Below are 13,963 nucleotides of genomic sequence, written 5' to 3' on the forward strand. Positions count from 1 at the left end.
CGCACTCGCATCACTCGGCCAAGATCGGCTCGATTTCGGCGATTGCGGCGAAGGGATTTCCTCGGGCGGCCGAGCGGGCCTCCAGCCGCACCGCTTTGACGGTTTGCAGTTCGGAAAACCGAATCGTCTTCCAGGCGGGGCTCTCGTCCCAACGTCCGGCGGCAGCCGGGGAAGAAAAGTTCTTCCCGTCGGCACTGACGGTGACGGCGTAATCGGCAATCTTGCCGTTCGGATTGCCGTCTTGTCGCGGGAGGACACGAATGCCCGCCAGCCGAACCGGCTCGGCGAAGTTGATGGCGAACCAATGAGGCATCGGCGACGGTGACGGTTCCCACCTCGTGTGCCACATAGTGTCGACATTGCCGTCGATCGCCTTTTCCGGCTCGTAACCGGTTTGCGAAGAATCGGCCGAGACCTTCGCGCCGAGTTTCTCCAACAAGTTCGGTTCGCGGAACAGGCTGCGGACCTGCTCGACGGTCAATGCATGTTGTGGCCGGAAGGTGTCTGCGGCCATGTAATCCAACAACGAACGCCGCATTTGCCGCGCGACGACGCGCTGATCGAGGTCGGTGCTCAAATCCATCGAGCAGATCAAGAGCTTGCCGCCCGCTACGTTCGCTTCGACGACCAGGCCCAGTCGCTTCGGCTCGAACCAATCGGGAACGACCTGCACGATCGGGCGGATCTTCGGCGGCAGGGCGTCCAGTTCCAGTGTCGCAGCGGAGTGAACCAATTCCCACCATTGCCAGTTGGAATGGTATTCAGTGGGAAACTGTGCCAGCGCCGGATGCTTCGGATCGCACAGAATTCCGAGCGTCTGCGGTGCCTGACCGCCGGTCCAGGCCGTGTTCCAGAAGATCGACGAGAAGCCCAACGCGACCTTCGTATCGACCAGTTTGGGATCGGGCAAGAGGAGGACCTTGCCGCCGTCTTGCAACGCGGCGAGTGCGGCGTCGTCGAGTTCGCGGGCCACGTGGATGCCTTCGGGAACCTCGGTGGGAACCTCGGTCGGATACACCCACACGTCCCAGTCGTTTTCGTACTTCGTCCCGTCAACTCCCACGATCAATTGCAACTTCGAGGGGGCGGGGGCTTCGCGCAAAGGCACCTCGATGCGGCCGAGGGGCGTGAGTTTGCCGGTCGAGATTTCTTCCGGTGTGAATCGGCCTTCGGCGATCCGCGTTTCGTCTTCGGCGACGATTTTCCAGGTCACGAGCGGTTGTTCGAGGTCACGTGGTCCGAAATGCGCGACCTCGATCGTCGCGGTCAACGTATCGGCTTGGGTGAAGATGCGTTTCGGCATCCGCGCCAGCGGAACAGTAGTGTTGCAGAACCGCGAGTAGATTTCGGCCGAAACGTAGGGTTTGTCGTCCCAGAAGGCGTCGAGGACGCCCACCAAGGCCGTTCCTTGGCCGGGAAAATCGTGCAAATCGAGGAGTTGGAATCCGCCGAAGCCGGGAGTACGCAGCGCCGATTCGATCTCTTCCTTGTAGCACAGCAATTGCAGTTTGCCCGAGGCCATCAAGAAATCGTGAGCCTGGTCGAGCATGTGGGCGTTTTCGAGCAGGTCGCGGAAGATCTCGAAGTTCTTTGCCTTGAGCGTGCCGGTGTACTTCGGGATTTCGTCGAAGTTCGGGTACACGCACCACTGGCCGATTTCATGGGAGACGACCGGTTGGTCGGGATATTGCGCGATGAAGTCGCGGTAGTCGGTCGTCGTTTCGGGCGGTCGGGCATTGATGCGGCTGTTGAGGCCGGATCCCCACGCCTGAATGCGAGGTCTCGGGGTTACGTGATAGTCGTTTTCGGGGATCGACGGCCAGCCGCTGCCGGAACTCACCAGATGTCGCGGGTCGAGCTTTTGGAAATGGGGTACCCATTTTTCGAGATAGCGTGCCCCGCCGCCGGGACCGGCCGGTTCGTTTCCCGCCACCAACAGCAAGAACGATGGATGGTTGCCGTATTCCCGCACGATTCGTTCGCCTTCGCGGTATAGCCAGGCGTCGGTCGGCGTGCCGTTACCCACCGAGGCGCCGGAGTTCGGCCACGTGCTGCATTCGACTTGAAAATAAAAGCCCAGCTCGTCGGCGGCCTCGAAAGCGGCCTCCGGCGGACACCACGAATGGAAACGAATGTGATTCAGACCGTATGCTTTGGCGCGGCTGATCACGTGCCGCCACGCGTCGACATCGGTGGGTGGATAGCCCGTCTTCGGGAAGATGCAGCATTCCAGCGTGCCCCGCAGGAAAATGGGACGGCCGTTGATCGTGATTTGCGTGCCCCGCGTCGCCGCTTCCCGCATCGCAAACGTGGTATGCGATGTTTCCTCACCGACGGGCGACCGAAAACGAACATCCAAGCGGTACCGGTTCGGAGCGAATTCGTCCCACAACAAGACCGGTTTGGGCAACGCGATCGTTGCGGTATGCGTACCGCCCCCTTGGGGTACGACGATATGCAGCGTCGCCGAAAGCGGTTCGGGCGTCTCGCCGTCGTATGACGAGCAGGGCAGGGGGGTAATCGTCAGGTCGACGGTAGCCGGGACGGAGCGATCGGCATGATTCTCCAACTCGAAAGCCAGTTTTGCAGTGCCCGCAGCGATCTGTGGATAGACCTGCACCTTGGCCGCGCGAACGGTCGGGACCGCACACAATTCGATATCTCCTACGATGCCGTGCCACGCCGATTGCGTGTGGTCGCTGACGCTGTGCGAATTGCGTCCCACATTGATTTCGCGTAGCGAATTGTCGATGCGGAGGGTGAGACGATGGCGCCCCGGTTCGCAGGCATCGGTCAAGGCGAACTCGTGGGGAACGCTCAGCGCGTCGCACTTGCCGATCTGTTGGTCGTCGAGCCACACGGTCGTGATCCAGTGCGGCCGTTCCAGGCGAAGTAGAACGCGCTTGCCCGCCCAGGCTTTGGGGAACTCGATCGTGCGTTGGTACCACGCCGTGCCGACGTAGTGCAAATTCGGTTGAAGCCAGAACGGCATCTTGAAGTTTTCGGGCGACCGGTACGGCGCGTATTGAGGCTTTTCCCATTCCGAATAGCGGATGCTGCCGATCCACGTCGTGTCGAGATTCACCGGCAGGCCGATTCCGCTTTCCCGAAGCGCCCCGGGTAAGCGAACACAGGCCTCTCCCGGCAACTCGCGGGCGAACCACGCTCCGTCGATGCCGACGTCCTCTTGGTCGAGGGCCGTTCGCCACTCACCCGACAAATCGACGCTTTCCGGCACGGCAGCGTCTAGTGAACTGCCGCCGCACAGGGCGGCCGCAGTGAGGACGATCGCCGCCGAACGCAGCAAGGCGCTCGTCCGGGCTTGGGTACGTGACAAAAACGCGAATCGTTTTTGTTGCCGGTGAATCGGTGCATACGGGTTCATCGTTTCGTCCCCCACGTTGCGGAAGAAAAGGTCAGGAATACGGACTTGCGGTTCGGATTTCGGTAGCGGGAAGGCTTTCGAGATGCACCCGCGATTGCCGTAGGGTGATCTCTCGGTGCGGAACAGGCCGACGGTTTTCGGATTCAGTCCACCAGTTCGTGTTCGATTTGTTCCAATGATTTTCCCTTGGTTTCGGGAAGTTTGCGCCACAATACGAAGAAGGTTGTCGCGCAGAAAGCCGCGTACAACCAGAATGTTCCGTGCGCATCGAGCGAGCGGAGCAAGGACGGGAACGTAAGCGTCAGCGTGGTACAGCCGATCCACAAGAAGAAGACGGCGATCGACATCGCCGCCCCGCGGATCCGGTTGGGGAAGATTTCGGACAGGACCACCCACGTCACGGGGGCCAAGGTCGTGGCGTAGGTGCCGATGGCGATCATCACCAACACGAGCATGGGAACGCCCGTCCAGCCCTGGAAGTAGCCGAGGCCCATCAGCACATAGATGCTTGCCAAAGCACCGAAACCCGCCAGCATCAGCGGGCGGCGACCGAGACGGTCCACCAGGAACAACGCGGGAATCGTGAATACCAGGTTCGTCACGCCGGTCAGTACGATACTCAACAACGTCGCGTCGATCGAAAAGCCGGCGTTGGTGAAGACTTCTTGGGCGTAGTTGAAAATGACGTTGATGCCGCACCACTGTTGTGCAACGGCCAAGAACGATCCGAAGACGAGAATGCCTGCGATCTTCGGTTCGAGCAGGTCGCTCCAACGAACGCGGCCGATCTCTTCTTGACTGAGCGTCGTGCGGATCTCGTCCAGGGTGGCCGCTGCGTAGGCCTCTCCGCCGATGCGGTCGAGAATGCCGCGGGCCTTGTCGTCGCGTCCTGCCTTGACGAGCCAACGAGGACTTTCCGGAACGAACAACATGAGTACGAAGAATGCCGCGGCGGGGACCGTTTCGGCGCCGAACATCCATCGCCAACCGTACATCCCGTTCCACGAGGCGCGAATCGCCTCGGCGGTTTCTTCCGTGACCGGCTGGGCGATCCACAGGTTGACCAGTTGGGCCGCCAAGATTCCGATGACGATCGTCAATTGGTTGATCGATACGAACACGCCGCGAATCTTGGCCGGGGAGATTTCGGCGATGTACATGGGCGACATGTTCGAGGCCAACCCGATACCGACGCCGCCGATGATGCGGGCGATGTTGAACGTCACGTAATCGGTCGACAGGGCCGTCCATACCGCCGAAACGGTGAACAGCAATCCGGCGAGGATCAGCAACGGACGCCGCCCGGTCTTGTCGGCCAAGGCCCCGGAGGTCAGCGCCCCCACCAGGCAGCCCACCAAGGCGCTCGATTGGGCGAATCCCCGCAGCCACGGCGTATCGTCGCCGATGTGCAGGAAAGGTTCGTAGAAGGGCTTCGCCCCGCCGATGACCACCCAATCGTAGCCGAACAGCAGGCCGCCCATCGCGGCCACCAGGCAAATCAACCAAAGATACCCGTAGTTGAACGAGTGGTTTTCCGACGTCGTGTTCATTTGGGGAAAGCCTCGATACCGTTTCACGGAAGCGATCAGCCGCGGTTCGAGAGGATGGGTTCCGGTTCGACCGCGCGGTGCACGGCCGCGCCGACGTGAGCCGGATCCTCGCTCAAGACCTGTTCGAACAAATTCCGGGCGATATCCGTCTTGCCGAGTCCTTGGTAGCCCAATGCGGCGACGTAGCGGCAGTGAATGCGATTTCGCTGTGCGAGGTCGACATCGAACACCAAGAAGTCGGGCAACGAGACGGCGAAAAAGTCGATGACCGGCCGATCATGTTCGTGTTGCTTGCCGTAGTCCACCATGTTTTGAAACACGCGCTGTGCTTCGTCTCGGCGTCCGAGGGCGGCCAGGGCCAAGCCTCGATAGTATACGAGTTCGGGGGGCTCGTCATTGTAATACATCGCGTCGGCCGGTTCATCCGATCCGCACGCCGCTTCTTCGAAAAGGGCGACCGCCGCCGACTCGTCGCCGGTGCGACGCTTCGCTTTGCCCAACAGGTAGAGCACGTCGTTTTCGCGATGATTGGGCAACTTGGCTTCCCCCAAGTTCTCGGGACGCAGTCGCGCTTGCTCCAACAGACGACAGGCACGTTCGGCGTCGCCTTCGTGCAGGGCGCGACGGGCCGTTTCCCGCAGGGCGATCACGTATTGACCGGCCACCTTTCCTTCGCCGCCCTCCCATGGATGGAAGTTGCGGGCCTGAATGACCGTCAATGCCGCTTCGTGTTGTCCCAGCACGTTCATTAACGTGGCCTTTTCGAGTACCAAATCGTCCCGCTTGGCGACGACCTCGGAATAAGCCTCGAGACGAGCCAGACGTTCTTCGGCAGGATGTCCCAATCGCTTTGCCAATTGATCCAACTCGAAGAGGATACGGGCATCGTGCGGCGCCAGACGAAAGGCCTCTTCGTAGGCGTTCCAGGCGGCCTCAGCGTCGTGTCGCTTGTTGAAATAGGCCAAGCCCAGATTTCGCCACACGCGGGCGAACTGCGGATCACGATCGCGGGCCTGTTCCCAGCAGAAAACGGCCCTGTCGTGTTGCCGCTTGTCGTACCACAAGCATCCCAGGTAATAGGGCGCACGAGCGTCGTGTGCGTTGTGTGCGGTCGCAAATTCGAGTACCGCGATGTCTTCCAGACGATTGGGAAAGCACAGGTAGGAATCGGCTTCGGCGGCCTTGCGGTAGTACGCTGCCGACGTTTCGGCGTCTCCCCGCCGGCGAAACGTGTCGGCGAGGTAATACCAAACCAACGGCGAGATCGCTTCGTCCCGTGCCGACACTCGCTGCACGTACAGCTCCAACAGCGAAACGGCCCGATCGTACAAACCGGCGGCGCGATAGTCGCGGGCGAGGTCGAGATAATTGACGTCTTTGTCGTCCGCCGCCGACGTGAACGATTCCGCGCGATCGGGATGGGCCTGCATTTGCTCGAACAGCACGCCTAAATGGAAAGGATCGTCGGCCAGCGATTCGGCGACGAAGGCGTCGGCTTCCGACGTGCGACCGGTCCGATACAACACGGCGACCAGCAAGTGAATCGCCTGCCTGTGTGAGCGGTTGCGGGCCAAGCAGCGGCGAAGGTGTTCTTCGGCTTGAACTAGGCGCCCGGCTGCCAGGTCGAGCCTTGCCAGTTGGAAGTAGGCGATGTCGGCCTGCGCGGCGTTCCAGGTCGCTTTGTAGAACACTTCGTAGGCTTCATCGTTTCGTTCTTGGTAGGCCAGCGCCGAGCCCAGGTCGTAGAGCGCCTCGCCGTCCCGCGGATTGGGATTGTGGCGCGTGCTGCGTTCGACGGCGCGTCGCAGGTGGGATTCGGCTTCGGCAAAACAACCACGACGCAGCAACAAAAGCCCCATGGCATGATTGTTTCGCAGGTCGCCGGGATCGCGTCGCAACGCTTCGCGGTAGTAGTCGGCCGGTTCGCGGGTGGCGTGGCGATACTGTTCGAGGTGAACGCCTGCCAGGTAGAGAGATTCCGTCGAATCGAGCTTTTCGGGAACGTCGATCGGTTTGGCCGGTTCGGGCAAAGTCGAATCACGGACGACATCAGCCGGGCTGAACGCAACAAGGGTGTTGCCGTCGGCGTCCTCGACGCGGCAGGTTATCGAGCGTTCGTCGATTTCCGTCGGAAGGTCGAGCGTCGTTTCGAAATACCCCGCCGGGTTGCCGTCGAAGCGGGTTTCAGCGATCAGTCGATCGCCGTGAACGACGACACGGGCGTTCGGATACGAAGCGGTCGTGTGCACGCGGACGTGCGCCTTGCCGTCGACCAGGTCGAATCCCAACGCCGCGTGCTGCGTGGCGTTGTCGATGCGTCCGACGCCGTGATACGGCATGAAATATTGAACGAACCGCTTTTCTTCGCCGGGGAACAGCCACGAGAAGTCGGGCTGGTTGTCGGTGTACACGCCGCACATGAGTTCGACGTAGGGGCCGTCTTCGTCGGTCAGGTGCCGGTCCCAGCGATGGCCGAAGTCGCCGTTGCCCCAGGTCCACTGCTTCTTGCCGGGGGACACATGCCGGTTGCACACGTGCAGTAGGCCGGCCTTGCGGCGGTGGTCGTACGATGCCACGAAATCGAAACGGCTGCGGTAGGCCATGTACGAGGTGGGCACCGGAATGTTCTTGTATCGGCTGATGTCGGTGCCCGGCGAATAATCGATCTTGTAATAGGTGCCGTGGGCGATCGGAAAATCACTCACGTCGCGTTTGCCGTGATCCATGACGGCGGTCACGTCGGGCGGAAAGATCGACTGATGGAATTCGTCGACATGTACCGCCGGATTCGCCCACCACAAGAATGTCTGCGGGAGATCGGTTCGGTTGTACAGGCGGACGTCCAGTTCCAGGTACGCGCGACCGGGACGCAAACGGAAGCCGCAAACCATTTCGGTCCCGTGCATGCGGTCGATTTCGTGGCACCAGGCGACGGCGGAGCCGTCCGGTTCTCGCTCCAAGCGGCATTCGACCGGCAAGAAAGTACTCGGCCGATGGTGTTGCGGCCAGTTGAATTCGATGCCTCCGGAGATCCACGGGCCGGCCAGCCCGACCAACGCCGGTTTGATGACCCGGTTGTAGTAGACGAAGTGGTAGTCGATCGTCTTGTCGCGGGCCATTTGCACGCGACCGCCCAATTGGGGCAGCAGCATGATCTCCAGAAACTCGTTTTCGAGAAAGACCGCCCGATACGTTTGCGGGTGTTTTTCATCTTCGATGCGGTCGATGACGGGAAACGGATACACCGCTCCGCTGGATCCTTGGTAGACGCGCTTTTCCAGGAACATCGGGTTCGGATCGGGGGACCCGATTCCGTACGTCGGAATCACGACCTCCTCGAAGCGCGCGCAGACCGAGCCATCCGACATCAAAAGTGCCCTCCACGGTTAGGTTGCAAGTCGACCGGGCGACCCCGGCGTATTTCATGCAGCGAGGGGGAGCCGGCTCGGGGATGGGAAAGAGTTCCGCGACGGGAAGCCGGAATCGTGGGACGGGTTGTGTACTGTCGACGCGCCGCAGACAAGGCGGCACGGCGGGGGGAGAAAAAGGATGCATCGGGCGGCCGCACCAACCCGCGCGGACCAATTGCCGAGTGTCCCCCCGAACCGTCGACATCTGCCGAGCTTGGGCCGACACGACCGACACCGATGCATTCCTGTGGTCGGTTGTTCTCGCTTTCGCGAGGTCGCCAACCGATCGTGTCATTAATTAAACCGCAATAGTTCGCTGTTGTCATTGTTTGATTTGGTAAAAAAATTGACATTTTTCTTCATTCGCGTACGTTGGAAAGAAAGTTGAATTCCCCGTGTGGGGCTGCCGACAGTCGCCTTTTTCGGGATTGGTGACCTCGGCATCCGGATGGCCGCGCTAGAAATAACCGCAGAAAATCACTCATGGGAGACAGCCCGCGATGTCCGTCCGTCAGGTGTTGTTATGGATCGAGTCCTCGCGCGCCTACGGCCGTGATTGCCTGTTGGGGATCGGCGCCTTTGCCCGCAACAAGGGTGATTGGCGGTTGATTCACATCGAACGAAGCCTCGACGAGCGCATTGTGCGGATACCCGTCGGCCAACAGATCGACGGAATCATCTCCCGGTTGGATAGTCCGCGCGACGCGGCGACGGCCAGCCGGTTTCGGTGTCCGATCGTCGATCTGCGGGGCGTCTATCCGCCCGAGGACGGCGTCGTGCTCGACACCGATTCGCCGGCGGTGGCGCGAATGGCCGCCGATCACCTGCTGGAACGCGGGTTTCGGCATTTTGGTTACTGCGGCTATCGCGGCGTCGATTTCTCCGACATCCGCGAAGAGGTGTTTTGTGAATACCTCCACAAGCGCGGCTATTCGGTAAACGTGTTCGAGCCGGGGAAACGTAAACGACGATTACAGGGAACCGCCGAAGTCGAGGCGCAAGGCGAGTTCGAGTTGGACGACCTGGGCCGCTGGCTGCTCGAGGTTCCCAAGCCGATCGCTGTGTTTGCTTGCAACGATGTGCGCGGTCGCCAGGTGGTCGAGGCTTGCCGCCGAGTGAATTTGGGCGTGCCCGACCGGGTGGCCGTGTTGGGGGTCGACAACGACCGGGTCGTGTGCGACTTGACCAATCCGACGCTCAGCAGTATCGAGCCCGATGCACGGCGAGTCGGATTCGAGGGGGCGGCAGCGCTCGACGTCTTGATGAACGGTGGACACGTGCCGAAAAAACGGGTGTTGATTCCGCCGCGTCGGGTGGTCACGCGGCTTTCCACGGATATCTTGGCCGTCGATTGTCCGATCGTCGGCGAGGCCCTACGATTCATCCACGAAAACGCCGCCAAGGGATTGAGCGTCGGTCAGGTGGCCAAGGCGGTGGACGTCAGTCGCAGCACGCTCGATCGCCGCTTTCACGAAGTGCTCGGCCGCAGCGCCAAGAGTGAGATCGATCGCGTGCGGGTTCGTCGCGCCCGTGAGCTATTGTTGGAGACCGAGTTCAATCTCGACACGATCGCCCGTTTGGTCGGGTATCATTCCGCGGCCCAGTTTGTCAACGCTTTTCGACGGTTGACGGGCATGACGCCGGGGGCCGTCCGCCGGTGGCAATCGACCGGCAGCAAGGAAGACGATCGCATGGACGACCAGGCCGAGGGGTCCGGTGCGTTCGGCGCGTAACGTGTTCACCCCGAACAGGTTCTTGAAGAAAATCGAGACGTATTCATGCGTGAGACCCAACCCAAACGCGGCGATCAAGAGCGATTTGCGCGAAATGTCATGGAGTTCGCCCATCGGGACTATCCCCGGTTGAGGGCGGGGGAGACGATCGACGAATCGCTTCAGCGACTGCGTAAGGCCGCGTTTCGCGGACAAGCGGTCTACTTTTATGTAACCGATGAAGACGACCGCCTGGTCGGCGTGGTTTCGGCCCGCTCGCTGTTGTTGAGTCCGCCGGATCGTCGTCTGGAATCGTTGATGCAGTCGCGGGTCGTGTCGCTGCCCGAAACGGCGACCCTCGAAGACGCTTGCGAGATGTTCATTCTTCATCGCCTGTTGGCCTTGCCCATCGTCGACGAGCAGGGGCGGATGGTCGGTGTTCTCGAAGCGGGTGTGTATACCGACGAAGTCGTCCGTCGGGTCGAGGATTCGGAGCGTGAGCACAGTGCCGACGTTTTCCAGTTGATCGGGCTGCACCTCGAAGAAATTCGCGGCGCGAGTACATGGTATCTGGTGCGGCACAGACTGGCCTGGCTGGGCTGCAATTTTGCCGGGGGATTACTGTGTGCCGGGATGGCCTGGCTGTTCGACGATTTTCTCGCCGAGTGGATCGTCTTCGCGCTCTTCTTGCCGGTGGTGTTGGCGATTTCGGAAAGCGTAAGCGTTCAAACGCTGACGACGTTGCTCGAACGACACCATCACGGGACGACGTCGTTCAAGAGGATCGTGCGACTGTTTCGCCGCGAGTTGCTCATCGGAGGGAATCTGGCTATTTGCTTGGGCACGGCCCTCGGTTTGATTGTATGGGCCTGGAGCGGACGGGCGGCGGTCGGGATGTCGATGGGCCTGAGTTTGGTGCTCGGTGTTTTCGGGGCGACGGTGTTGGGCTTCATGGTGCCCGCGGTACTGCTTTCGATGCGCCGGGATCCGAAGGTCGCCTCGGGGCCGATCGTGCTGGCGGCGACGGACCTCACGGCGCTGTCGGCATACCTGGGGTTGGGTTGCCTGCTGCTGGGATAGGGCGATACCGTTCGAGGCTTGCCGTTCCGATACGCTGTGCGAAGGTGGCTCAGCGGTCTTTCTACTCCTAGAAAGCAAAATACGGGGTTATTTGATGTTGGATTTTATCAAAAATGTGTCGATTGTGGATTATCGTCAACAGCTTGATGGTTCTCGGTTAATCTGGAGCAACCGCCGATGGTCCCCCGGCGGCCGACACAGCAAACCATTGGGAACCATTGTTTGAGACAAGGTGTTGTGCCCCAGCAGGGAGCGAGGAGTCATGAGCCATTTGAAACGCGCTTCACATTCGGCAAAGCGGTTTGTCGTTCCGCTATTGGTCGCGCTGGCGACGGGAATTGCGATTTCACCCTGCGAGGCCCAACCCGGGGCCGATGCGCCCCAGGGGTGGGGCCGCTTGACGCAGGAACTCAGCGGTTACCGGTGGAAGCTGAAGCAGATGCGACCCGGGCAAGGGGTTCGCGAAGGATTGCACCAGCTTCCGCCGGGCGACATCGAGACGCACGTGTGGCTGCCTGCCCGCGTTCCCGGCGACGTGTACACCGACCTGTGGAAGGCCGGCGTGATCGAGGACCCGTACTTCGGCCGGAACAGCGTCAAAGCGCAATGGGTTGCCCTCGACGAATGGTGGTACAGCCTTCAATTCGACGTCTATGAAAACGTCGAGGATCGCGTCGTCCGGTTGGAGTTCGACGGCGTCGACTATGCGTGCGACGTGTGGCTGAACGGGCATTACCTGGGGCGACACGAGGGGGCCTTTTCGCCGTTTTCTTTCGATGTGACGGACATCGTGCGGACCGACAAGGACTGGCGCAAGGCGCGAAATCTCTTGATGGTCAAGTTGGATCCGCCGCCGCAGGTGAACAGCAAGGTCGCGGGCTTGAAGACGCCCTGGTTCGGCGACTACTGGCGAGACCTGATCCCGTTCGGCATTTGGCGATCGGTGCGGTTGGTTTCCAGCGGCAAAGTGCGCGTCGATGACGCGTACTTTCATTCGACGCTCCGTGATGACGGTTCGGCCGACGTGCACGTCGAAGTCACCTTGGAAAACCACGACGGCAAGACGCGATCGGTCGAAGTAGGCATCACGCTTACCGGCGAGAATTTTGCGTGCGAGGCGATCACGCATCGCGTGAAGGTCGACGCGGTTCCGGGAAAGTCGACCGTTGACACCGTAGTTCACGTCGACCGGCCGCGACTGTGGTGGCCGTGGGATTTGGGGGAACCGAACTTGTACCGCGGACGTGTCGATGTGATCGACGACGGCCGCTTGCTCGACCGAAACGAGAGCGTTTTCGGTATCCGCGAGATTCGCATGGGCTGGAATCCCGGTTTCACGCGGGACGAAGTAAGTTTTCCGCGGACGGTTTTCATCAACGGAAAGCGACACTTTATTCGGTCGGCTTGTTGGGGCGGCCCGCCGGATATCTTCGTGGGCCGCACGACGCCTGAAAAATATCGTCGCCTGATTGAAATGGCCAAGGCGGCGAACATGAACAATATCCGCATTTTCGGTTGGCATCCGCCCGAGGTGCCCGAGTTCTACGAGCAGTGCGACCGGCTCGGTTTGACCGTGTGGCAAGACGTGATTCCCTTGGGGACGGCGAACATTCCACAAGACGAGGCCACGATCGAACGCATCTACCAAGAGGCCGAGGCGGTCGTCCGCGAGCGACGAAACCATCCGTGCCTGATCTTGCTGGAGGGCGGCGAAGAGGCGTTCCTGCGGGCGGAAGATCCGCCGTTCACCAAGCGATTCCTCGAAGAATTGGGCGTACGCATTCGGCGACTGCTCGATTTGCCTTACGTGCCCGACTCGCCGTTGACGTGCGTCAATTCGCTGTCGGTCGGCTTCAAGCCGAAGGAAGCCGATCACGCGAATGCCTACTTCTATTCGATGGGGCGATGGCTGATGGAGGATTGGATCAAGACGATCGATTTCCCCATCATCCCCGAGTTGGCGATCACGTCGGTGCCGTCGGTCGAAAGCCTGCGCAAGTTCATCCCTGAAAACGAACTATGGCCGCCGGGACCGAGTTGGGGACACCACTGGGCCGACCTCGATCGGCTGCGGACGCAGAACTTCGACACCTTCGGCGATGAACGCACCGAATCGCTGGAAGCCTTCGTCGAGGCCACGCAAATCGCTCAAGGGACGATCTTCCAACTGGCCGTGGAGCACGTCCGCCGCGCCAAACCGCGCACCTCGGGCATCTCGCTGTGTCACTACATCACGTACTGGCCCGATATGAAATGGGGAATCGTCGATAATTATTGCGAGCCCAAACGATCGTACGAATTCGTGCGTCGGGCCTATCAGCCGTTGTTGGTGAGCCTTGAATTTCCCAAGCGACGTTGGAAGACCGGCGAAACGTTCTCCGGGAAACTGTGGATCGTCAACGACACCTACGACACCTTCGAGGCACGCACGATCACGCTGCGTGTGACCGATGAAGACGGCAACTCGCTGAGCACGCAAGAGGTCGCCGTCGAGGCGGTGCCCCCCGATAGTTCCCGGCCGGTGGGCGATGTCCAATGGCCCGTGAGCGTACCGATGGGCGAGTCGTTCTTTGTCGAGATCGCGTTACGCGACGGCAAAGGGAAAGTATTGTCGGAAAACCGGTACATGTTCCTCGCCGCCGACCAAGAGGCCGCTCGGCAGCACATGCGCGAGTTGGGAAAGCGGTTGGTCGAACGCCAGCGAGCGTATAACTACGGCAATTACTATCGCTTTTTCCCGCAGTTGATCGACGCCGAAGATCCGGCCGATACCGATCCGGTTCCGCGAGCGGACGGTTTCGGCGGCCGGCCGGAGTGAGCCGACGT

The 13,963-nt window shown here is 60.8% G+C and carries 6 protein-coding genes; 3 read left to right on the plus strand and 3 right to left on the minus strand.

From position 1 onward, the window contains the following. Positions 1 to 10: 10 nt before the first annotated feature. The 3 genes from ACYQ2I_RS04575 to ACYQ2I_RS04585 form a co-directional block, all read right to left on the minus strand. Entirely contained in the window at positions 11 to 3,337 is a 3,327-nt protein-coding gene (locus tag ACYQ2I_RS04575; protein WP_460165815.1) for a discoidin domain-containing protein, read from the minus strand. A 191-nt stretch (positions 3,338 to 3,528) separates the two neighbouring features. Then, positions 3,529 to 4,935: a sugar porter family MFS transporter gene (locus tag ACYQ2I_RS04580; protein WP_460165816.1), complete on the minus strand. Its 1,407-nt coding sequence runs from the start codon at positions 4,933 to 4,935 to the stop codon at positions 3,529 to 3,531. A 35-nt stretch (positions 4,936 to 4,970) separates the two neighbouring features. Further along, on the minus strand, positions 4,971 to 8,264 hold the full coding sequence (locus tag ACYQ2I_RS04585) for a tetratricopeptide repeat protein (RefSeq protein ID WP_460165817.1): 3,294 nt from the start codon (positions 8,262 to 8,264) through the stop codon (positions 4,971 to 4,973). A gap of 581 nt (positions 8,265 to 8,845) precedes the next feature. Between ACYQ2I_RS04585 and ACYQ2I_RS04590 the strand changes: the two genes are divergently transcribed. The 3 genes from ACYQ2I_RS04590 to ACYQ2I_RS04600 all read left to right on the plus strand — a co-directional run bounded on the left by ACYQ2I_RS04590 (position 8,846) and on the right by ACYQ2I_RS04600 (position 13,955). Then, entirely contained in the window at positions 8,846 to 10,078 is a 1,233-nt protein-coding gene (locus ACYQ2I_RS04590; protein ID WP_460165818.1) for a XylR family transcriptional regulator, read from the plus strand. Between the two features lie 45 nt (positions 10,079 to 10,123). Continuing rightward, the gene (locus ACYQ2I_RS04595) at positions 10,124 to 11,137 is read left to right on the plus strand and encodes a magnesium transporter (RefSeq protein WP_460165819.1); all 1,014 of its coding nucleotides are present in this window, start codon (positions 10,124 to 10,126) and stop codon (positions 11,135 to 11,137) included. 262 nt (positions 11,138 to 11,399) lie between these two features. Further along, positions 11,400 to 13,955 (plus strand): beta-mannosidase, encoded by a 2,556-nt coding sequence (locus ACYQ2I_RS04600; protein WP_460165820.1) that lies wholly within the window; start codon positions 11,400 to 11,402, stop codon positions 13,953 to 13,955. Positions 13,956 to 13,963: the final 8 nt, after the last annotated feature.

Source organism: Thermostilla marina (assembly GCF_054657455.1).